Origin of the sequence: Stenotrophomonas sp. TWI602 (assembly GCF_039674045.1) — a bacterium.
Lineage (GTDB): Bacteria > Pseudomonadota > Gammaproteobacteria > Xanthomonadales > Xanthomonadaceae > Stenotrophomonas.
The window spans coordinates 241093-262196 of sequence record NZ_JBDJMT010000002.1; the positions used below are offsets into that span (position 1 = coordinate 241093).

16 protein-coding genes are annotated in these 21104 nt (G+C 68.1%); 12 read left to right on the forward strand and 4 right to left on the reverse strand.

Translation table 11 applies throughout. The features are described from left to right. Positions 1 to 14: 14 nt before the first annotated feature. The 9 genes from ABE483_RS03700 to ABE483_RS03740 all read left to right on the forward strand — a co-directional run bounded on the left by ABE483_RS03700 (position 15) and on the right by ABE483_RS03740 (position 12594). Positions 15 to 1643: a TldD/PmbA family protein gene (locus ABE483_RS03700; protein ID WP_346462745.1), complete on the forward strand. Its 1629-nt coding sequence runs from the start codon at positions 15 to 17 to the stop codon at positions 1641 to 1643. 132 nt (positions 1644 to 1775) lie between these two features. After that, the gene (locus tag ABE483_RS03705; protein WP_313211205.1) at positions 1776 to 3410 is read left to right on the forward strand and encodes a TldD/PmbA family protein; all 1635 of its coding nucleotides are present in this window, start codon (positions 1776 to 1778) and stop codon (positions 3408 to 3410) included. Positions 3411 to 3430: 20 nt separating this feature from the next. After that, positions 3431 to 4765 (forward strand): TldD/PmbA family protein, encoded by a 1335-nt coding sequence (locus ABE483_RS03710; RefSeq protein ID WP_313211204.1) that lies wholly within the window; start codon positions 3431 to 3433, stop codon positions 4763 to 4765. A gap of 67 nt (positions 4766 to 4832) precedes the next feature. Beyond that, positions 4833 to 5534 (forward strand): DUF4159 domain-containing protein, encoded by a 702-nt coding sequence (locus tag ABE483_RS03715; RefSeq protein ID WP_346465351.1) that lies wholly within the window; start codon positions 4833 to 4835, stop codon positions 5532 to 5534. Positions 5535 to 5597: 63 nt separating this feature from the next. Further along, a complete protein-coding gene (locus ABE483_RS03720; protein WP_313211202.1) occupies positions 5598 to 6581 on the forward strand; it encodes a MoxR family ATPase in 984 nt (327 codons plus the stop codon). 10 nt (positions 6582 to 6591) lie between these two features. Next, positions 6592 to 7488 carry a DUF58 domain-containing protein gene (locus tag ABE483_RS03725; RefSeq protein ID WP_346481132.1) on the forward strand — a complete coding sequence of 299 codons (897 nt, stop codon included), beginning with the start codon at positions 6592 to 6594 and terminating at the stop codon, positions 7486 to 7488. Then, a complete protein-coding gene (locus ABE483_RS03730) occupies positions 7485 to 8603 on the forward strand; it encodes a BatA domain-containing protein (RefSeq protein WP_346462749.1) in 1119 nt (372 codons plus the stop codon). Before ABE483_RS03725 ends, ABE483_RS03730 begins: the two co-directional genes overlap by 4 nt. Beyond that, the gene (locus ABE483_RS03735; RefSeq protein WP_346481133.1) at positions 8600 to 10765 is read left to right on the forward strand and encodes a hypothetical protein; all 2166 of its coding nucleotides are present in this window, start codon (positions 8600 to 8602) and stop codon (positions 10763 to 10765) included. Before ABE483_RS03730 ends, ABE483_RS03735 begins: the two co-directional genes overlap by 4 nt. Continuing rightward, entirely contained in the window at positions 10762 to 12594 is a 1833-nt protein-coding gene (locus ABE483_RS03740) for a hypothetical protein (RefSeq protein ID WP_346481134.1), read from the forward strand. The genes ABE483_RS03735 and ABE483_RS03740 overlap by 4 nt, the downstream gene beginning before the upstream one ends. 32 nt (positions 12595 to 12626) lie before the next feature. Here ABE483_RS03740 and ABE483_RS03745 read toward each other — a convergent pair whose 3' ends face one another. Genes ABE483_RS03745 through ABE483_RS03755 form a run of 3 tightly spaced genes read right to left on the reverse strand, consistent with a single transcriptional unit; the run spans position 12627 to position 14473 of the window. Beyond that, entirely contained in the window at positions 12627 to 13238 is a 612-nt protein-coding gene (locus ABE483_RS03745) for a hypothetical protein (RefSeq protein WP_346465341.1), read from the reverse strand. Next, positions 13235 to 13735 (reverse strand): sigma-70 family RNA polymerase sigma factor, encoded by a 501-nt coding sequence (locus ABE483_RS03750; RefSeq protein WP_313211196.1) that lies wholly within the window; start codon positions 13733 to 13735, stop codon positions 13235 to 13237. The genes ABE483_RS03745 and ABE483_RS03750 overlap by 4 nt, the downstream gene beginning before the upstream one ends. Positions 13736 to 13744: 9 nt before the next feature. Next, positions 13745 to 14473: a hypothetical protein gene (locus ABE483_RS03755; RefSeq protein WP_346481135.1), complete on the reverse strand. Its 729-nt coding sequence runs from the start codon at positions 14471 to 14473 to the stop codon at positions 13745 to 13747. A 391-nt stretch (positions 14474 to 14864) separates the two neighbouring features. Between ABE483_RS03755 and ABE483_RS03760 the strand changes: the two genes are divergently transcribed. Next, entirely contained in the window at positions 14865 to 16853 is a 1989-nt protein-coding gene (locus tag ABE483_RS03760; RefSeq protein WP_346481136.1) for a hypothetical protein, read from the forward strand. A 4-nt stretch (positions 16854 to 16857) separates the two neighbouring features. Here ABE483_RS03760 and ABE483_RS03765 read toward each other — a convergent pair whose 3' ends face one another. After that, a complete protein-coding gene (locus ABE483_RS03765; RefSeq protein ID WP_346481137.1) occupies positions 16858 to 17364 on the reverse strand; it encodes a hypothetical protein in 507 nt (168 codons plus the stop codon). Between the two features lie 145 nt (positions 17365 to 17509). Between ABE483_RS03765 and ABE483_RS03770 the strand changes: the two genes are divergently transcribed. Beyond that, on the forward strand, positions 17510 to 19990 hold the full coding sequence (locus ABE483_RS03770; RefSeq protein ID WP_313211192.1) for a DEAD/DEAH box helicase: 2481 nt from the start codon (positions 17510 to 17512) through the stop codon (positions 19988 to 19990). Further along, positions 19987 to 21099: a ribonuclease H-like domain-containing protein gene (locus ABE483_RS03775; protein WP_346481138.1), complete on the forward strand. Its 1113-nt coding sequence runs from the start codon at positions 19987 to 19989 to the stop codon at positions 21097 to 21099. Before ABE483_RS03770 ends, ABE483_RS03775 begins: the two co-directional genes overlap by 4 nt. The last annotated feature ends 5 nt before the right edge of the window (positions 21100 to 21104 follow it).

Genomic DNA, 21104 nt, shown 5'->3' on the forward strand with positions numbered 1-21104 from the left:
GGGGGATGTGAGCTGTGCAACGTCGTGAGTTTCTAGCGCTGTCTGGAATGGGCCTGGCGGGCCTGGTACTGCCGCATGGCCGGCTGATCGCCGCCGAGCAGCTGCTCGAGCCGGGAGATGTGGGCCGCCGCAAGGCGCTGGCCGAGGCCGCGCTCGCCGCCGCCAAGCGCGCCGGTGCCAGCTACTGCGACGTGCGCATCGGCCGCTACCTCAACCAGGCGGTCATCACCCGCGAGGCCAACGTCCAGAACGTCACCAACAGCGAGTCCTCGGGCATCGGCATCCGGGTGATCGTCAACGGCGCATGGGGCTTTGCCGCCACCCACCAGCAGACCCCGGCCGCGGTGCTGGCCACGGTCGAGCAGGCCGCGGCGATCGCCCGCGCCAACGCCGGCATCCAGACCCGTCCGGTGCAGCTGGCGCCGGTCACCGGCGTAGGTGACGTGAGCTGGAAGACCCCGATCCGCAAGAACGCGATGGCGGTGCCGATCAAGGACAAGGTCGAGATGCTGCTGTCGCTGAACGCGGCTGCGCTCAATGCCGGAGCCGACTTCATCAACTCCACGCTGTTCCTGGTCAACGAGCAGAAGTTCTTCGCCTCCAGCGATGGCTCCTTCATCGACCAGGACGTGCACCGGATCTGGCTGCCCTTCACCGCCACCGCGATCGACAAGGCCAGCGGCAAGTTCCGCACCCGCGCCGGGCTGTCCTCGCCGATGGGCATGGGCTACGAATTCCTGGATGGCGACGCGCGTGGCAAGATCGCGCTGCCGGGCGGCGTGGTCGCCTACCGTGATTCCTACGATCCGGTGGAGGACGCGATCGCCGCGGCCCGCCAGGCGCGGGAAAAGCTCAAGGCGCCGTCGGTCAAGCCGGGCAAGTACGACCTGGTACTGGACCCGTCCAACCTGTTCCTCACCATCCACGAGAACGTCGGCCACCCGCTGGAGCTGGACCGCGTGCTCGGCTACGAGGCCAACTACGCCGGCACCAGCTTCGCCACGCTGGACAAGCGCGATGCGGGCTTCCGCTGGGGCAGCGACATCGTCAACTTCTTCGCCGACAAGACCGCCCCGGGCAGCCTGGGCGCGGTGGGCTACGACGATGAGGGCGTGAAAACCAAGCGCTGGGACCTGGTCAAGGACGGCATCCTGGTCAACTACCAGGCCACCCGCGACGAGGTGCATATCCTTGGCGAGAAGGAGAGCCACGGCTGCAGCTATGCCGATTCGTGGTCCAGCGTGCAGTTCCAGCGCATGGCCAACGTGTCGCTGGCGCCGGGCAGGACCCCGCTGAGCGTGACCGACATGATCAAGAACGTGGAGAACGGCATCTACATCCACGGCCGTGGCTCCTACTCGATCGACCAGCAGCGCTTCAACGCGCAGTTCGGCGGCCAGCTGTACTACCAGATCAAGAACGGTGAGATCACCGGCATGGTCGAGGACGCCGCCTACCAGATCCGCACGCCGGAGTTCTGGAATGCCTGCAGCGCGATCTGCGACGAGCGCGATTTCCGCTTCGGCGGTTCGTTCTTCGATGGCAAGGGCCAGCCGGGCCAGGTCTCGGCGGTCTCGCATGGCTCATCGACCACGCGCTTCGATGGCATCAACATCATCAACACCGCGCGCAGCCTGGGATGAGCCTGTCCCCGCTCCGTGCCGAATGTCACTACCGCGGCGCCCGCATGGCCGCAAGAATCGGCTGTGCCGCCGCGGCGGTCGCCCTGATGTCGCTGTTTCCCTGCCACCCCCACACCGACGTGGAGAGCTGCCTTGCAAAGACGTGACTTTCTCGCCCTGACCGGGCTTACCGCTGGCGGACTGATCGTGCCGTCGTTCTTCGGCAAGGTCATTGCCGCCGAACAACTGCAGAGCGCACTCGATCCGGCGCTGAAAAAGCGCCTGGCCGATGCCGCCCTGGCCGCCGCGCGCCAGGCCGGTGCGACCTACTGCGACGTGCGTATCGGCCGCTACCTGCGCCAGTACGTGATCACCCGCGAGGACAAGGTCCAGAACGTGGTGAACACCGAATCGACCGGCGTGGGCATCCGCGTGATCGTCAACGGCGCCTGGGGCTTTGCCGCCACCAACCAGCTCGGCACCACCGATGTGGCGCGTGCCGCGCAGCAGGCCGCCGCGATCGCCAAGGCCAACGCCGGCGTGCAGACCGCCCCGGTGCAGCTGGCCGCCGCGCCCGGCGTGGGCGAAGTGTCCTGGCGCACCCCGATCCGCAAGAACGCGATGGACGTGCCGATCAAGGAGAAGGTCGAGCTGCTGCTGGACGTCAATGCAGGCGCGATGGGCGCCGGCGCCAGCTTCGTCAACTCGATGCTGTTCCTGGTCAACGAGCAGAAGTACTTCGCCTCCACCGATGGCTCCTACATCGACCAGGATGTGCACCGCATCTGGGCACCGATGACGGTCACCGCCATCGACAAGAGCACCGGCAAGTTCCGCACCCGCTCCGGGCTGTCCTCGCCGATGGGCCTGGGCTACGAGTACCTCGATGGCGTCGGCACCGGCAAGGCGGTCTCGCCCAACGGCGTGGTCAACTACCGCAACTCCTATGACATGAAGGCCGATGCGATCGCCGCGGCCAAGCAGGCGCAGGAAAAGCTCAAGGCACCGTCGGTGAAGCCAGGCAAGTACGACCTGATCCTGGATCCGTCGCACACCTGGCTGACCATCCACGAGTCGGTCGGCCACCCGCTGGAACTGGACCGCGTGCTCGGCTACGAAGCCAACTACGCCGGCACCAGCTTCGCCACGCTGGACAAGCGCGAGCAGCATTTCCAGTACGGCAGCGACAAGGTCAACATCTTTGCCGACAAGACCCAGCCGGGCAGTCTCGGTGCGGTCGGCTACGACGATGAGGGCGTCAAGACCAAGCGCTGGGACCTGATCAGCGAAGGCAAGCTGGTGGATTACCAGACCATCCGCGACCAGGCCCATATCCTGGGCAAGACCGAGTCCGACGGCTGCTGCTATGCCGATTCCTGGTCCAGCGTGCAGTTCCAGCGCATGGCCAATGTCTCGATGGCGCCGGGCAAGTCCAAGCTGAGCGTGGCCGACATGGTCAAGGACGTCGAGAACGGCATCTACATCATCGGCGACGGCTCGTTCTCCATCGATCAACAGCGCTACAACGCGCAGTTCGGTGGCCAGCTGTTCTATGAAATCAAGAACGGGCAGATCACCCGCATGCTCGAGGACGTGGCCTACCAGATCCGCACGCCGGAGTTCTGGAACGCCTGCACCGCGGTGGCCGATGAAAGCGACTACCGCCTGGGCGGTTCGTTCTTCGACGGCAAGGGCCAGCCCGGCCAGGTCTCGGCGGTCTCGCACGGTTCGTCCACCGCGCGCTTCAACGGCATCAACGTCATCAACACCGCGCGCAGCCTCGGCTGACCGGTCAGGAGCCCCAATCCATGAGTATCTTCACCGAAGCCCAGGCCAAGGCCATCCTCGACAAGGTCATCGCGCTCTCCAAGGCCGATGAGTGCACCGCCGTGCTGGCCGGCTCGATCGACGGCAACATCCGTTTCGCGCTCAACAACGTCTCCACCAGCGGTATCGTCGACAACACCGAACTGGCCGTCACGGTCGCCTTCGGCAAGCGGGTCGGCACCGCCTCGATCAACGAGTTCGACGACGCCGCACTGGAACGTGTGGTGCGTCGTGCCGAAGATCTGGCCCGCCTGGCCCCGGAGAACCCGGAGTTCCTGCCGGCGATCGGCAAGCAGACCTACCGGTCCAGCCCGACCTTCAGCGAATCCACCGCGGCCATCGACCCGGCCTTCCGTGCCAAGGTCGCCGCCGACTCGATCGCGCCGTGCCGTGGCAACGGCCTGATCGCCGCCGGCTTCCTGGAAGATGGCCAGAGCTTCTACGCCACCGCCAACAGCAACGGCAACTTCGGTTACCAGCGCGGCACCAACTTCGATTACACCTGCACCGTGCGTACCGAAGACGGCCGCGGTTCGGGCTGGGTCGGCCGCAACCTCAAGGATGCCGCCGATTTCAAGGCCGACCAGGACATCCGCATCGCCATGCGCAAGGCCACCGAATCGGCCGAAGCCAAGGCGTTGGAGCCGGGCAAGTACACGGTGATCCTGGAGCCGGCGGCCGCGGCCGGCCTGATCAGCTTCATGATGAACTTCTTCGATGCGCGCTCGGCCGATGAAGGCCGCAGCTTCCTCTCCAGGAAGGGCGGCGGCAACAAGCTCGGCGAACAGGTCTACGACCCGCGCGTGACCATGGTGGCCGACCCGTGGCACCCGGAGGCGGCCGTGCTGCCGTGGGACAACGAAGGCCAGCCGCGCGAGAAGCTGGACATCATCAAGGACGGCAAGATCGCCAACCTCAACTACTCGCGTTTCTGGGCGCAGAAGCAGGGCAAGACCGCCAACGCGCGGCCGGGCAACCTGCTGATGGCCGGTGGCGACAAGAGCACCGCCGAGCTGGTGCGTGGCACCCAGAAGGGCATCCTGGTCACCCGCACCTGGTACATCCGCATGGTCGATCCGCAGACCGTGCTGCTGACCGGCCTGACCCGCGATGGCACCTTCTACATCGAGAACGGCCAGATCAAGCACCCGGTGAAGAACTTCCGCTTCAACGAGTCGCCGGTGATCATGCTCAACAACATCGAAGAACTGGGCAAGCCGGTGCGTGTGGCCGGTGACGAGTCCAGCCTGGTGATGATGATTCCGCCGATGAAGCTGCGTGATTTCACCTTCACCTCGTTGTCCGACGCGGTCTGATGAACGGTCGTGACGGCCACCGGCCGTCTCTTCGTCTGGCCGGTGACACCCGGGAACGTGCGTGGCGATGAACCGCGCACAGTTCCTGCGCCTGATGCTGGGCAGTGCCGCCTTCGCGGCATTGCCCGCGCCGGCACGCGCCCAGGCCGGGCGTTATGACTTCTGGTTCACCCGCCTCAAGTACGACTCCGGCGACTGGGACGTGGATGCGCGCATGCCATCCAACGTGATCACCTCGCTGATCGATTACACCTCCCTGCGCGTGGACCCGACCGAGCACGTGATCGCGCTGTCCGATCCGCGCATGCTGGAGGCACCGTTCTGCTACCTGGCCGGGCACAAGCTGGTCGAGTTCAATGCCGCCGAGCGGCAGAACTTCGTGCGTTACGTGCGCAACGGCGGCTTCGTGTTCGTGGATGACTGCAACCACGATATCGATGGTCTGTTCGCGAAGTCCTTCGAAGCACAGATGGCCAAGCTGTTCGGGCCGAAGGCGCTGAACAAGCTGCCCAACAACCACGCGCTGTACCGCAGCTTCTTCCGCTTCCCCGAGGGCCCGCCCGCCACGGGGTTCGAGCTCAATGGCTGGGGCGACGACCTGGTCCACGATTACCTCAAGGGCATCGAGATCGATGGCCGGCTCGGCGTGCTCTACAGCAACAAGGACTACGGCTGCGAGTGGGACTACGACTGGCGCAACAAGCGTTTCCTGGCCGAAGACAACACTCGTTTCGCGGTGAACATCGTGATGTACGCGTTGAACAGTTAGGTTCCTTCCTGCATTTTCAGCCACGCATGGCGTGGCTCTACACCGATTTTCTGCGAGTGCCTTATGACGACCGACCGCCTTGATGCCCTTCTTCCCAAACTGCAGCAGCTGCGCGGCGCGCTGGCCCAGGCCGTGGTCGGCCAGCACGCGGTGGTCGAGCAGCTGCTGATCGGCCTGCTGGCCGGCGGCCACTGCCTGCTCGAAGGCGCGCCCGGGCTGGGCAAGACCCTGCTGGTGCGCTCGCTCGGGCAGGCGCTGGAGCTGCAGTTCCGGCGCGTGCAGTTCACGCCCGATCTGATGCCCAGCGACATCCTCGGCACCGAGCTGCTGGAAGAAGATCACGGCACCGGGCACCGCCACTTCCGGTTCCAGAAGGGCCCGATCTTCACGAACCTGCTGCTGGCCGACGAGCTCAACCGCACCCCGCCCAAGACCCAGGCCGCCCTGCTGGAGGCGATGCAGGAGCGCACCGTCAGCTACGCCGGCACCACCTATGCGCTACCGGCGCCGTTCTTCGTACTGGCCACGCAGAACCCGATCGAACAGGCCGGCACCTACCCGCTGCCGGAAGCCCAGCTGGACCGCTTCCTGCTGCACGTGCGGGTGGATTACCCCACCGAACAGGAAGAGCGCGACATCCTGCTGCAGACCACCGGCAGCGCCAGTGGCAGCGTCCCCAAGGTGATGGAGGCTGACGAGGTCCTGGCGCTGCAGGCTGCCGTGCGCGAGGTCCACATCAGCGAAGACGTACTCACCTGGATCACCCGCCTGGTGCGTGCCAGCCGCCCGGGCAGCGACGCACCGGCGGCGGTGAACCAGTGGATCAAGTGGGGCGCCGGCCCGCGCGCCGGGCAGTCGCTGGTGTTGGCGGCCAAGGCGCGCGCGCTGCTGCAGGGCCGTTTCGCCGCAACCCGCGAGGACGTGCAGGCGCTGGCCGCGCCGGTGATGCGTCACCGGCTGCTGCTGTCGTTTGCCGCCGAAGCCGAGCAGAAGAGCGCCGACGACGTGGTCGCCGCGCTGCTGCAGGCCGTGCCGTTCCCGGGTTGATCCACACGCCGTGAGCCGCAACGCGCCGATCGCGATCCCCGCCGATGTCCGCAGCCGCCTCAAGGCGCTGCGGCTGCTGCCACGCCGTGCGCGCGGCGCGCACGGGATCGGCCAGCATGCCAGCCGCAGCCGCGGCGCCGGGCTGGAGTTCGCGCAGTACCGTGCCTACGAACCCGGTGATGAGCTGCGCCAGATCGACTGGAAGCTCTACGCGCGCTCGGACCGGTTCTTCGTGCGCGAATCCGAGCGTGAGAGCCCGATCACGGCCTGGGTGCTGATCGATGCGACCGCCTCGGCGGGCCAGCGTGATCGCGCGCGACCGGACTGGTCGCGGCTGGACCATGCCTGCGCGATCGCCGCCTGCCTGGTGGAACTGGCCCTGCAGCAGGCCGACCGCTTCGGCGTGATCGCCATCAGCGGCGAGGGCGTGCAACTGGTTCCCGCCGGGCACGGCCCGCGCCAGCGCGACCGCGTGCACCTGCTGCTGCGCCAGCTGCAGGCCAGTGGCGCGTGGCCGCCGGCCACTTCGCTGGCCCCGGTCTGGGAGCGGGTGCAGGCCGGCGACCTGCTGGTCGCACTGGGCGACGGTTTTGACGAGGGCGGCATCGTGCTGCTGGAACGGCTGGCCGCCGCCCGCCGCGAGGTGCTGCACCTGCAGCTATTGACGGCCGAAGAGCGCGATTTCCCGTTCACCGACGGCCACCGTTTCCGCGATCCGGAAACCGGCGACGAGCTGCTGGGCGACGGCCGTGCGATCCGTGCCGAATACCTGGCCCGTTTCGATACCGCCCAGCGCGCGTTGCAGGCGCGACTGCAGAGCAGCGGCATCGTGCATGCGACCGGCTATCTCGACCAGCCGCTGGACCAGCCGCTGCGTGCGCTGCTGGGTGCCGGAGGCGGCGCGTGAGCCTGCTGTTTCCCCTCGGGCTGCTGGCACTGGCGGCCTGGCTGGTGCCGCTGCTGATCCACCTGGCACGTCGCCACCAGTACGCGCCACTCGACTTCGCCGCGCTGCGCTGGCTGCAGGCCCGGATCCGGCCGCGTCAGAAAATCCGCTTCGATGCGTGGCCGCTGCTGCTGGTGCGGCTGCTGTTGCTTGCCGCGCTGGCCTTGCTGCTGGCGCGGCCGGTGCTGCACGGTGGCGGCGCCGATACCCACGCGGTCACGGTCGTCGCCCCTGGTCTCGACGGCGCGGCGCTGCGTGGCCAGGACGCCAAAGGCGACTGGCGATGGCTGGCGCCTGGCTTCCCTGCGCTGGCCGACGGCGCCCCGGCGTCCCATCAACCACTGGCCAGCCTGCTGCGCGAGCTGGACCAGACACTGCCTGCCGGCGCACCGCTGACGGTGTACGTGCCCGACCCGATGCCCGGACTGGATGGCGAGCGTCCACGCCTGTCGCGTGCCGTGAACTGGCGGCCGATCCTCATGGCGCCGGCCAGCGCGCGTACGGCGACACTGCCTGTGCTGCAGGTCGGTGGCGATATCGCAGAAGGCGAGCAGCGCGTGCTGGCCGCGCTGCAGCGCGCCTGGTCCAACCAGGCGCTGTCGCCTGCCCGCGGTGCTGATACCGCCCCCGATGCCGGGCAGACCGGCGTGTGGCTCGCTGCTACGCCGCTGCCTGCCGCCTGGCAGACGTGGGTGCAACAGGGCGGCAGTGTGCTGGTCGCGCCCGGTGCTGCGGGGGCCGGCTGGATGCCCGTCCTGCGCGATGCAGAGGGTGCAGTGGTGCTGGAACAACGGCAGGAAGGCAGCGGTCGTCTGCTGCGCTTCAGCGCAGCGCTGTCACCGACGGCGCTGCCGGCGTTGCGCGATCCCGGCTTCCCCCGCCAATTGCTGGCGGTCATCGCGGCACCGGCCGCACCCACCCTCGCACCTGCGGCCACACAGGCACCGTTGCGTGGCGCTGCCGCACCGCTTCCCGCACCGCGTGAGCTGAGCCCCTGGCTGCTCGCGCTGATCGTGCTGCTGTTCGCGCTGGAACGGGCGATGGCGACCTCGCCGCGCCGCGGAGCAGGCGCATGAACGCTGCCATCCAGCACGCCTGGCAGCGCGCGCGTCGGCGCCAGTGGTGGATCACCACCCTGCTCGCGGTGCCGGTCGCGTTGGCGATCAGCGCGGTGGCGTGGCGGCTGGCCGGCTTCAACGCGGCGACGGTGGTCCTGCTGTTGACGTTGATGATCAGCGTCGGCGTGGCAACCTGGCGCGCACGTCGTCTGGATCGCCAATGGCTGGTCCGCCGGTTGGACGACCACCCGCTCGTGCAGGACAGTGCCGACCTGCTGTTTGCCATACCGGCGGCATTGAACCCGTTGCAGCAGCGGCAGCGCGCACATGTCGCCGCCGCCCTGCAGTCGCGCATGCCCGAACTGCGGCCGCGCTGGCCGGGCCGGTGGGTGCTGGCCTCGGTGATCACGTCGGTGGTGATGATCGCGCTTGCGCTGGGCTGGCCACGCGGCCAGAACGCGGCGCCCCTGTTCCCGGGCACGGCGGCACCGCCGGCCACACCTGCGCAACCACCACAGCTGCGTTCCGCGCGGCTGGAGATCACCGCCCCGGCCTACACCGGGCAGGCCGCGCGTGTGCAGAGCGCGCTGGACGGCAAGGTCCCGCAGGACAGCCGCCTGCACTGGTCACTGCGTTTCTCCGCGCAGCCGCAGACCGCGACCCTGCAGTTCCACGATGGCCAGCGCATCGCGCTGGCGCGTGACGGCGAACAATGGACCGCGCAGTGGACCGCCACGCGTCCGGCGCTGTATCGCGTGGTCACCGAGCCTGCCCTGCGCGACACCCGCCTGTACCGGCTCGATGTGGTGCCCGATCGCCCGCCTGTGGTGCGCGTGATCGCGCCCGACCGCAGTCTCGTGCTGGGTACGCCCGGCCAACGTCAGTGGCCGCTGCAGTTCGAGGCTACCGACGACTATGGTGTGGTCGCCACCGCGCAGTTGAAGGTCACGTTGGCCCAGGGCAGCGGCGAGAACATCACCTTCCGCGAGCAGACGTTCAGCCTGACCGGCACCGGGCCGGCGACGCAGCGGCGTTTCGCGCGCACGCTGGACCTGGCCGCGCTGGGCGCCACCGAAGGCAACGACGTGATCGCGCAGCTGACCGTACGTGACACCCACACACCCACTGCGCAGAGCGCCCAGAGCAGCAGCGTGATCCTGCGCCTGCCCAGCGCCGCGGAGATCCAGGGCACCGACATGGAGGGCATGGTCAAGAAGACCCTGCCAGCGTATTTCCGCAGCCAGCGCCAGATCATCATCGACGCCGAAGCCCTGATCAAACAGCGCCGCCAGCTGCCGGCAGAGGAATTCGTGAAGCGTTCCGATGCGATCGGCGTGGACCAGCGCATCCTGCGCCTGCGCTATGGCCAGTTCCTCGGCGAGGAAAGCGAAGGCGGGGCCAAGCCGCCGCCGACCAGCGATGCCCTGCCGACCAGTGACACACCGGCGGCCGCGCACGATGACGATCATGATCACGATGGTGAGCATGCCCAGGCGCAGGCCGGCCATGACGATCACGACCACGGCGCGCCGACCGACGGCAGCGCCCCGGTGTTCGGCAGCGCCACCGATGTGCTCTCCGAGTACGGTCATACCCACGATCACGCCGAGGCCGCGACCCTGCTCGATCCCAAGACGCGCGCCACGCTGAAGGCAGCACTGGACCAGATGTGGTCCTCGGAAGGCGAACTGCGCCAGGGCCAGCCCGAGCGTGCCCTGCCCTACGCTTACAAGGCGCTGGGCTTCATCAAGGAAGTGCAGCAGGCCGAGCGCATCTACCTGGCGCGGGTCGGCCCGGAACTGCCGCCGATCGACGAGAGCCGACGCATGAGCGGCGATCGCGCCGACCTGGCCAGCCGCACCTTGCCACTGCGTGCGCTGGAGGCACCCGACCAGGCCATCGTGCAGGTCTGGCAGCAGCTGGCCGATCCGGCCAGCGCCCCCGATCTGGACGCGCTGACCCAGTGGCTCCGACGCAATGAAGCACGCCTGCCGGACCCGCTGAGCCTGGCCGCCGCCATCGAAACACTGCGCATCACCCCCGGCTGCGCCGACTGCCATCAGGCCCTGCGCGCGCAGCTGTGGCGTGCCCTGCTGCGCCCGCTGCCGCAGGTAGCCCGGCGCAGCGCACCCGATGCCATGGGTCAGCGCTACCTGGATGCACTGGAGGCGACACCGTGAGCGACCCGCGCTGGATCCTGTTCGCGCTGCTCGCCGTGCTGCTGCTGAGCAGCGCGCGTCTGTGCTGGCAGCAGTGGCGTGGACCGGCGCGGGCAAGCGGCGTGTTCGCCACCCTGCTGGTGTTGCAGGCCGTGGTGACCGTGCTGCTCTACCTGACCCTGGTGCCACCGATGCAGCGCGTGGCCGGTGGCCAGCTGACCGTGCTGACGGGCGCGGCCGATCAGGTGCGCTGGTCGGCGGCGCCGGGCGAGACCGTGGTCGCGCTGCCGGAAGCGACGAAGGTGGCAGACGCCCTCGCAGCACCCGACCTGGCCACCGTGTTGCGCCAGCATCCGGGTCCCACCTCCCTTCGGCTGATCGGCGATGGCCTGTCGGCCCGCGATCGCGATGCCGCGCTGCCCCGTGGCGTACGTATCGAATTGCCCAGCGCACCACAGGGCTGGATCGCACTGCAGCCGCCGCCGGTCACTGCGCCCGGTGCGGTGTTCACCGTCAGCGCGCGCGCGCAGGGCGTGTCGAAGGCACGCGCCGAGCTGGTGGACCCTGCCGGTGTGGTCATCGACAGGTCTACGCCAGATGCCGAAGGGAAGATGCAACTCAGCGGTGTGGCCCGCGTCGCCGGACAGAGCGTGTTCGGCCTGCGGCTGCTCGACGCCGAACAGCATGTGATCGATACGCTTGCCGTTCCCGTGGACACCGCGGCCGCGGCGACGCCCCGCCTGTTGCTGCTGGCCGGTGCACCCGGCCCGGAGTTCAAGTACCTGCGCCGCTGGGCCACCGATGCCGGGCTGCGGGTGCAGGCGCAGGCCAACGCCGGCGGTGGGGTATCACTCGGCGATGCACCGATCGCGTTTACCGCTGCCACCTTGGCTGAGACCGATGTCGTGGTACTGGATGAGCGCAGCTTGGGCGGGCTGTCGGGCGCGCAACGCAGCGCGCTGCAGCAGGCGATCCGCGGCGGGCTGGGCGTGCTCGTCCGCACCGGCGGCCCGCTCGGCGACGGCGCCCGCCAGACGCTGCGCAGCTGGGGACTGACCGTCACCGGCGGAAACCAAGCGGTGTCCCTGTCACTGCCGGCCGATGTTGACGCTGCGTTGCTGCAGGCACGCCGCGGCCCACAGCGGCCCGCATCGGACACCACCGCCTACATCGATGAGGCCGACACCGCCTCGCACCAGGCCGCGCTACCGGTGTTGGAGCAGCTGGGCCTGAAGATCAGCGATGTGACACCCCTGCTGCACGATGACAAGGGCATGGCAGTCGGTGGCCATCGCGCCCTCGGACGTGGCCGCATTGCACTGCTGCCCATCACCGACACCTATCGGCTTGTGCTGGCCGGCCGCGGCGATCGCCACGCCGAGCTGTGGAGCGGCGTGCTGGCCAGCGTGGCGCGCCCGCTTCCCGCCGCGGATGCGCCACGCGTAGAGACCACCACCCCTTGGGCCGGCGAGCGCGTGGCACTGTGCCAGCTTCGGGAGTCGGCACAGGTGCGCGCGCCGGATGGCACACTGATCCCGCTTCGGGTTGACCCGGCCAGCGGTGCCGAACACTGCGCCGGCTACTGGCCGAACCAGCCGGGCTGGCATCAGCTGCAGCAGGGTGAAGACCGCCACGCGTTCTACGTTTTCGATCCGGCCAGCGCGCGACCGCTGTATCGGCAGCAGCTGCGCGACGCGACGGCCCAGCGCCTGGCCACCGGCGCCGCCGCAGCATCGGCTGGCGTGGTCGAGACGCCGGGCGCACGGTGGCCGTGGCTGCTCGCCTTCGTGCTGGCGGCCGGGCTGCTGTGGTGGCTGGAGCGGCGGCGGGTGGCAGCCCCTGCACGGTGATACGCCAAGGGTGTCAGTAATGCCTGCTGAGCTCAGTCAACGTCCATCATCCTCTCCAGTGAATGCAACCGCTGCAGTCGCTGCCGGTGCCGGCGGCATACCACCCAGGCTGCGACCGCAAACACCCCTACGACGACGGCATTGACCACGATGTTCAAGGCCCATGCCGCAGGGGGTGCAACCTGCACCATCGGCATCCGTCCCTGCGCCGTGAACAATGCCCAGAGCGTCATCGCCGTCCACAGCGCCACACTCACCCATGTCGACACGCGCCAGATACGGAGCGCCGTGCGTGAGCGCTCAGCTTCGAACGCCATCAGCGCGCGTGCATCGAGTGCCTTCGCGTACCACTGGCGTCGGCGTTGCCACAGCGTCCAGCCCGTCATGGCGATGATCAGCCCGATCAGGAACCACACCAGTCCGGCGGGCACAGGCAGTCGCTCACCCAGTGACAATGCCCGGACGCAGTTGGCAAGCGACAGTACTGCCAGGACCACCTCAACACTCCAGACCATGCGCAGGCGGCGGCTCCGGCGATGCACCTCGCGCTGAAGTACCTGCACATCGGGCACTCCGCTGGGCTGGGCCTGCCAGCGCATCGCAAGTGCATCCCACCCCGTGTTCTCGTCGTCGATCGCGGTCATCGCGAAGCTCCCATCAGATCTCGCAGCATTCGCCTGGCGCGGCTCAACCGCTGCGCGACCGCATTCTCTTCCAGCCCCAGCGCTTCGGAAATCTCGCGGTGGGCGAATCCCTCCAACGCGAGGGACACGACCTGCCGGTAGCCGAGTGGCAGACTGAGAACGGCAGTCAGCAGGCCATCGCGCTGCTGTTGTGCTTCGGCATGGCGCAGCGGATCGGCATGCGGATCGGGCCAGGTCTCATCCAGATCACTGGCAGACAGGCGCTGCTCCTTGGCGAATACATCGACGCAGCGGTTGTGGGCAACACGTGCGACGAAGGCACGCAACGAGCCGTCGCCACGCCAGCGCGGGAGCGCCTGCCATACCGCGATGCTGACTTCCTGGAGGAGATCATCGCGGCGGGCGATATCGCGCGTGTAGCTGTGGGCCAGTCGGCTCAGCATCGGCCAGTGCTCACGAAGGATGGACTGCAGGTCAGCGGCGGTCGGCAGCGGCAAGGCGGCGGCTCAGTCAGCGGCAACGGAATCAAATGCATCGCGGTAGGCCCAGTAGCCCACATACCCCAGCTGCAGCAACGGCAACAGCAACCACGGCTGGAACACCACGCTGCCAACCAGCAGGATCGATAGCGCAAGGTACACCGCAAGCGGCCGCCAGCCCACGCCAAGCAGCCGGAGGTTCTCGTGCAATGCCTCCACCACTCCTGCATGCTCCAGCACCACCCGCGGCGCGGTGAAGAACAGCAGCATGCCCGGCAGCGTCCCCGCCGCGAAGACGGTGGCCAGCTGCAGGCGGGTCAGCTGGGTGACCACCGCCGGATCCCCCGTCGCCACGCCGAGCGCCACCGACGGCCCGACCCACATCCACAGCAGCGCGATCTGGAAGGCGAACACACTCGCTGACAACACGGCCAACTGCAGCAGACGGCCGCGCAGCCGGAACGTCCGGGCCATGCCTTGCCTTATGGCGAAGCGGCCATTGCGCACACGCTGGTCCAGGACGATCAGGCACCACACCGATGCGACCGGCACCACGAACTTGGACAGCACCACGCCGGCCACCGGAATGGACACCTGCAGGACGAGTTCGAGCGCCATCGGCACCAGGGACAGCCCGAACCAGCGTATCGGCGCCTGCCGGTACATGCGCCAGGCTGCGGCCCACCAGTGCCACATGCGACGGGCGGGCCAGGCGCTTGCGTGAGGTGACGGCAGAACGGTGTCAGGGGTAAGCATGCGGCTCTCCATGTGGGCGTGCGTCCTTTAGAAGACCGTCAGTGCGTGGAAAACCTGACAGATGGTCTGGATCACCAGGCCCAGAGGTCAGTCGTGATGCTTCCGGCTGGCATGCGCCGCACACTGCTGGCGGCACCCACGTCATTCTCCCGTACGACGTCATGGTGCATTTCAGCGACTGCAACCGCGCGGAGGTGATGCTCGGCAGAAGCGCGTTCCCGTGGTGCCATGAACTACAACTTCTTGCATGGTGAGCGCGCCGGCAAACTGCCAACCTGCCTGGTTTTCCACACGCTGACATGAGCATGACGAATGCACCTGCCATGGTGAAGATCGACTCGATGGGGACATCGGCCTGGTACACCGTCCCCCTTGAGGCAGCCCGCTTGCGATGAAGATCATGGCATTCGGCGTGCTCGTCCTCCTGTTTCTGGCGCCGGTCATACAGTGGCAACGACGGCGTGACGCCCGTCATTTCTTCGAACGGTTATGCGAGCAGGCACCCCTGCGTGTGCTGTCGGTCAAAGAGCGCGCCGCCCTGGCGCCGCTCCATGCCTGCCTTGACCTCACCGTGGATGCCGAGGTGCGCGCACTGACCGGCCCCCATATCCGCGAAGTGTTTCGCAACCGGGGTATCTCATTCGTGCGGGAGAGCGTGGGCGGCGTGGACGTACTGCTGCCCTTTGATGCGGCGGACCACCTGGCCGAGCAGAACACCGCAGAGGTCGTTCTGGGGCCGGGCTATGCGATCGTGGTGCGGCTCAATGCATTCGATATCACCACAGCAGGGTCGCGCGCGCTACGGACGCCCGCACGACACGTGGGCGAGCGCATGGAGCATCCGGAGGAACGCCGGCTCCGTCGCCGCCCCGGTACGCCGTGGGCGGCTGCCGGGTTGGCCCTGCTGGCCAATGCCTGCGGCGTGGCCCTGCTCTGGGACAACGGCCCGTGGGCCTGGGGCGTGCTGGGTGCAGGACTGGCCTTGATGCTGTTGTCGGCCGGCTTCTATCTGCGTCGGCAGGTTGGTCCGGCTGCCCTTCAGCCAATCGACCGGGTGCATGGTCGCCTGAACCGCTTGCAGCTTCTGCGCCCCGGCGATCCTGCGGGCACCGGATGTCACGTGTTGATCGGCAACGACCAGCGGATTCGCCCCTGCCACGACTGGAACGAATCGAAGGGACTGCAGGCGGGTCACCCAATCGAAGCCGAGATATACCGGCACAGCCGGCGCGTACTGTCCCTGGATCCGGGCTGGTCGATGCTGGATGAGCATCGTCGATATCCACCAGTGCCGCTGGCGCGGCATGCCCTGATGCTCGCGGTAGCGCTGGTGTCGCTGTGCCTTGCGCTGAGTGCCAGCGATGGCCCCACCTACGAAGTGCAGCGCGCGATGCGATTGTTCTCGGCGCACCAGCTCCGTACCGATGCTGACCCCGGCAGCCTGCTGCAACGCCCTCCCGCCATCGGCGATGGTGTGCACCTGCGCGTGCGCGCAACGTGCGAGTTGGTGCCTCAGCAGCGGCACGGCCATACCGTGGCCACCGCCGACTGCGACCGGGTCCGCTGGGGAGTGCCCCAGGTGCCGATGGCTGAACTGGAGATCGCAGAACCGATCCTGAGATTGGGGTCCTACGATACGCAGCTGCGTACGCAGTACGCCGGGACCACCGATCTGTTGGCACCCTTTCGCCAGGTAACCGGACTGGGCGACCTGCTGGAGCGCGTCGATGCCGCGTGCGTGCAGGCCCTGGATGCCTGCGGCGACCTTCAGTCAAGGTTGCTGCGTCTGCTGTCCTGGCAGAGCGATCACACCGCGCATGGCGACCAGGATTGGGCCTCGCTCATGCGCGCCGCCCGCCTCGCCAGCGATCAGGCGGGTCCGGAGGGCCTGGCGTTTCCCAGCCACGTGATCAGAAAGATCAACACCGCGGTCGAGCAGGCGGCCGATGCGCATGTGCTGTCGCGGTGGGCGGCGCAGACGCCTGCGCTGCTCGCACAGCAGCAGGGCGGCGTGGTCCTGGTGACGGCTTCGCCGGCTGAGTTCCACTCTGTCGGCGACGCCTGGCTCGGCACGGCGCATGACCAGTGGAAGCGCATGCGCGCCACCGCGACCATCGCTCGACCGGTCACCGTCTCTGGCACGGTCACTGCGCGTATCCACGATGGGCGCACGCAGTGGCTGGAGATTGATCCGACCGAGCCCTCCGATGCAGCCATCGCCGGGCTGGGCCGTTGCGCATGGCTGCTGGCAGCGCTGCTGCTGATGCTGTTCCACGCGGTACAGTGCGTGCGCTACGTGCCACGGGCCATCGCACGCCGCAGCGCGCTGGACGCGGACATCCTCCAGCGGCCAGCGCCGATGCACCGCTGGTCGCCCTGACCGATCAGGGCTCCCGCAGCACCGGGCACCCACCCTGCTGCGCACACACCTCCTGCGCGCGACGCTGCTCTTCGTCGGTCAGCTCCGGCGGTGGGCGGGCGCTCGCGGACTGGATCTGGTCGGGTCCGCCGGTAAGTTTGTTCACGCCCTGCGCAGCGGCGGCCAGCCCCTTGTTGATGCCCATCATCAGATAGCCACCGCTCATGCTGACCTGCTCCGGCGAGGGTGGTTCGCTCCAGGTGCGGCTGAAGCGGTTGGGCTGCACCTGTACCGGATTCTTGAAGCGGTACAGGTCCAGCGGTTCGTCGTCGGGCTTGAGGGCGCGCACCTCGCCCAGCGTGGTGACATCCCCCTGCGTTGTCGGGGGCGGCGGCTCCACGGGTTCGGGTGGCGCCACCTGCTGTGCCTGCGCGGCGGCGGCCAGCAGCAGGCTGGCCAGCAGAACTGCACCTTGGTGTCCACGTAATGCCACTGCGGCGCCATCCTTGTGTGTGCGGGCTCCCTCAAGCATACGGACGCCGCCTTCAGATTTCGTTGCTGGCAGCTGTCCAGATAGCGCGGGCGGGCACTGAACCATTCACCGGCCTGCGTCGCGATGTCTCAGACATTGAGACGCGGTCATGTTTCCATAGCGTCCTTTGCAGACCGTTGTGACCATGGCTTACGAACTCGCCAAGCGCACCGAGGACGCCGAGCGCAACCTCGCCACCACCGATGGGCTGCCCTCGCGCGATGGTGCGCTGCTGACTGCGCGCCTGCAGCGCCGCTATAACGACCGCATCACCGGCAGCTTTACGATTCCCGCCCGCGAGGGCCAGTACGCGCCGATCCCGGCCGATGTGCCCGATGCCCTGGTCAACGCGCTGAAAGCACGCGGCATCGAGCAGCTGTACAGCCACCAGGCGCAGGCCTGGGAGGCCAGCCAGCGGGGCGAGCACGTGGCCATCGTGACCCCGACCGCCAGCGGGAAATCGCTGTGCTACACCCTGCCGGTGGTCAGCGCCGCCATGCAGGGCAAGGCCAAGGCGCTGTACCTGTTCCCGACCAAGGCGCTGGCCCAGGACCAGGTGGCCGAGCTGCTGGAGCTCAACCGCGCCGGCGACCTGGGCGTGAAAGCCTTCACCTTCGATGGCGACACGCCGGGCGATGCACGCCAGGCGATCCGCCTGCACGGCGACATCGTGGTCTCCAACCCGGACATGCTGCATCAGGCGATCCTGCCGCATCACACCAAGTGGGCACAGTTCTTCGAGAACCTGCGCTACGTTGTGATCGATGAGGTGCACACCTACCGCGGGGTGTTCGGCAGCCACGTCACCAACGTGCTGCGCCGGCTCAAGCGGATCTGCGCGTTCTACGGCGTGGAGCCGCAGTTCATTCTGTGCTCGGCCACCATCGGCAACCCGCAGGCGCATGCCGAGGCGCTGATCGAAGCGCCGGTCACCGCGATCACCGAATCCGGCGCGCCGACCGGGCCCAAGCATGTGCTGCTGTGGAACCCGCCGGTGGTCAATGCCGATCTCGGCCTGCGGGCCTCGGCGCGCTCGCAGAGCAACCGCATCGCCCGCATCGCGATCAAGTCCGGCCTGAAGACCCTGATCTTCGCGCAGAGCCGGTTGATGGTTGAAGTGCTCACCAAGTACCTCAAGGACATCTTCGACCACGACCCGCGCAAGCCGGCCCGTATCCGCGCCTACCGGGGCGGCTACCTCCCCACCGAACGGCGCGAGACCGAGCGGGCGATGCGCGCCGGGCAGATCGACGGCATCGTCAGCACCTCGGCGCTTGAGCTGGGCGTGGATATCGGCAGCCTGGACGTGGTCATCCTCAATGGCTATCCGGGCAGCGTCGCCGCGACCTGGCAGCGTTTCGGCCGCGCCGGCCGGCGCCAGCAGCCCGCACTGGGCGTGATGGTGGCCAGCTCGCAGCCGCTGGACCAATACGTTGTGCGGCATCCGGACTTCTTCGCCGACGCCTCGCCCGAGCATGCGCGCACCGCGCCGGACCAGCCGCTGATCCTGTTCGATCACATCCGCTGCGCCGCCTTCGAGCTGCCGTTCCTGGCCGGCGATCCGTTCGGCCCGATCGATCCGCTGGTGTTCCTGGAAGCCTTGGCCGAAACCGAGGTGGTGCATCGCGAAGGCGACCGCTGGGAGTGGATCGCCGACAGCTACCCGGCCAACGCGGTCAGCCTGCGCTCGGTCGCCGACGGCAACTTCGTGGTGGTGGACCGCAGCGACGGCAAGCAGCAGATCATCGCCGAGGTGGATTACTCCGCCGCCGCGCTGACGCTGTATGAAGGCGCCATCCACATGGTGCAGTCCACCCCCTACCAGGTGGAGCGGCTGGATTGGGAAGGCCGCAAGGCCTACGTCACCCGTACCCACGTGGACTACTACACCGACAGCATCGACTTCACCAAGCTCAAGGTGCTGGACCGCTTCGATGGCTGCATCGCCGGGCGTGGCGATTCGCACCACGGCGAAGTGCACGTGGTGCGCCGCGTGGCCGGCTACAAGAAGATCCGCTATTACACCCACGAGAACATCGGCTACGGCCCGGTCAATCTGCCCGACCAGGAGCTGCACACCACCGCGGTGTGGTGGCAGTTGCCGCAGGCGCTGCTGCTGACCGCGTTCGACAGCAAGCAGGAAGCGCTGGATGGCTTCCTCGGTGCGGCCTACGCGCTGCACATCGTCGCCACGGTGGCGGTGATGGCCGATGCTCGCGATCTGCAGAAGGCGGTCGGCAATGGCGATGGCGCGTGGTTCGCGGTGGCCGACCAGAGCGGACGCGGGCAGCTGCGCGGCGCCGAGTTCGATGCCAGCGCGATCGAGCTGCAGCAGCAGTTCGTGCCGACGGTGTATCTGTACGACAACTTCCCTGGCGGTGTGGGCCTGAGCGAACCGCTCTGGGTGCGCCAGGCCGAGCTGCTGCTGCGCGCGCGCGAGCTGGTGCAGGGCTGCGACTGCAAGGCCGGCTGCCCGGCCTGCGTGGGCCCGGTGCTGGCCGGCCAGGAGGACGATGCCACCACGCCCAAGGCGCTGGCGTTGAAGGTGCTGGATCTGTTCGACAGCGCCGCGCTGCCGTCTGCTGAAGAGCAGGAGCGCCGTAGCGCCGAGGTGGTGACCCCGTGAGCCTGAGCCTGGACAAGCTGCGCCTGCTGCGTCGGCAGGCCGGTGATGCGACAGCGGCGCCTGCCTCTGGTCCGGCCATCGCCGCTGGGCGCGGATCCGCTGCCGATGACACGGGCGCTCCCGGCGACACGGGCAGCACCCCGCTTCCGCCCGCCGCCAACGATGCGCGTGCGCGTACGCCCGCACCGGCCTCCGTCTTCGGCTGGGTCGAGCAGGAGATCCGCCACAAGCCAACCGGTGCGGCCGCACGCGAGGCCGCACCGGCGGTTCCCGCTGTTCCTGCTCCCGCGCCGGCGCTGCGCAAGCCCGAGATTGGTGGCCTGCGCCGTCTGCTCGGCCTGCGCGATCGCGGCCTCAGCACGGCCCCCCCGCGCGAGAATGCCAAGGACCGCCATGTGCCGGGTGAGGAAATCGCGCCGGGCCTGTTCCTGATCGAATCGTTCGTTACCCAAGCCATTCCGACCGAACCGTTGTCGCTGGCCTTCGCCAAGCGCGAGGGTGAACAGGTGCAGCCGCAGGACCTGCTTTTCTTCGATACCGAAACCACCGGCCTGGCCGGCGGCACCGGCACCCGCGCCTTCATGATCGGTGCCGCGGACTGGCACACGCATCCCGAACGTGGCGACGGCCTGCGCATCCGCCAGTTGCTGATGACCACGATGGCCGCGGAAACCGCGATGCTGCGCGAGTTCGCCGGCTGGCTGCAGCCGAGCACGGTGTTTTCCAGTTACAACGGGCGCTGCTACGACGCCCCGCTGCTCAAGACGCGCTATCGGCTGGCCCGGCAGCGCTGCCCGATCACGCCGCTGGATCACGTCGATCTGTTGTTCCCGACACGCCGCCGCTATCGCGGCACCTGGGAAAACTGCCGGCTGGCCACGATCGAGCGGCAGCTGCTGCAGATCGTGCGCGAAGACGATCTGCCCGGCTCGGAAGCGCCGGCTGCGTGGCTGAACTACCTGCGCGGCGGCAGTGCGGTGAACCTGCGCCGGGTAGCCGAGCACAACCACCAGGACGTGGTGACCCTGGCGCTGCTGATGCGGCGGCTGGTGGCCGAAGAACAGCGCGACCGGGAGACGTTGGCGCTGCAGGCCATTGACGCGGTGTAAAGGCC

Coding starts and splice junctions, on each gene's coding strand:
- ABE483_RS03760 (WP_346481136.1), top strand. CDS start 14,865: ATGAAGATCATGGCATTCGGCGTGCTCGTCCTCCTGTTTCTGGCGCCG.
- ABE483_RS03770 (WP_313211192.1), top strand. CDS start 17,510: ATGGCTTACGAACTCGCCAAGCGCACCGAGGACGCCGAGCGCAACCTC.
- ABE483_RS03745 (WP_346465341.1), bottom strand. CDS start 13,238: ATGACCGCGATCGACGACGAGAACACGGGGTGGGATGCACTTGCGATG.
- ABE483_RS03735 (WP_346481133.1), top strand. CDS start 8,600: ATGAACGCTGCCATCCAGCACGCCTGGCAGCGCGCGCGTCGGCGCCAG.
- ABE483_RS03720 (WP_313211202.1), top strand. CDS start 5,598: ATGACGACCGACCGCCTTGATGCCCTTCTTCCCAAACTGCAGCAGCTG.
- ABE483_RS03755 (WP_346481135.1), bottom strand. CDS start 14,473: ATGCTTACCCCTGACACCGTTCTGCCGTCACCTCACGCAAGCGCCTGG.
- ABE483_RS03710 (WP_313211204.1), top strand. CDS start 3,431: ATGAGTATCTTCACCGAAGCCCAGGCCAAGGCCATCCTCGACAAGGTC.
- ABE483_RS03715 (WP_346465351.1), top strand. CDS start 4,833: ATGAACCGCGCACAGTTCCTGCGCCTGATGCTGGGCAGTGCCGCCTTC.
- ABE483_RS03765 (WP_346481137.1), bottom strand. CDS start 17,364: ATGCTTGAGGGAGCCCGCACACACAAGGATGGCGCCGCAGTGGCATTA.